This is a genomic window from Pseudoalteromonas sp. S1650 (genome assembly GCF_005887195.1).
GTDB classification, from domain to species: domain Bacteria; phylum Pseudomonadota; class Gammaproteobacteria; order Enterobacterales; family Alteromonadaceae; genus Pseudoalteromonas; species Pseudoalteromonas simplex.
The window spans coordinates 1-635 of sequence record NZ_PNDF01000169.1 but is presented as its reverse complement, the minus strand read 5'-3'; the positions used below and the strand labels follow the sequence as shown (position 1 = coordinate 635).

1 pseudogene is annotated in these 635 nt (G+C 43.8%); it reads left to right on the top strand.

The annotated features are described in order from the left end of the window. A pseudogene (locus CWB80_RS22045) lies at window positions 1-635 on the top strand (TonB-dependent receptor); the annotation flags it as partial.

Below are 635 nucleotides of genomic sequence, written 5' to 3'. Positions count from 1 at the left end.
GTGCCTTCGTTGATATTGACAATCAAATAGCACCGCGTTTGCAAGCTATTTATGATGTGTCGGGTGATGGCAGTGCTAAGATCTTTGCTACATATGGGCGTTATTTCCAACCCGTATCTGCGAACATGAATATCACCCAAGGATCTGCTTCGATTGAATGGTTTGAGTACTTTGAGTTAGATGAACTAGACGCAAACGGTGCACCAAGTTTAATGGCTGATGGCTCGCCAAGCAGAGGAGATATGCTGCGAGATAGGCGTTGGCGCCAGCGTGGTATTACTGAACCAGGGTTGATTGCTTCATCTGCATTAAAACCAATGTACAGTGATGAATTTACTATCGGCTATCAGCAAGAAGTGTTCGATACTATGTCAGCGGGTGTACGCGCTATTTATCGTGATCTTGGACGCAGCGTTGAAGACACTGATGTCGGCCCAGTATTAGCTAAAAAGCTTGCAGAAATGGGCATTACCGATAACGTGGGTCAAGGTTCTTACTATGTGCTTAATAACCCAGGTGAAGCTATTCAAATGTCATATGATTTTGACGGTGATGGTCAGGTTGATGAGGTTAATTTAAGTACTGATGAACTTGCTTTACCAGAGGCTAAGCGTAAGTACTTAGCACTTGAGTTT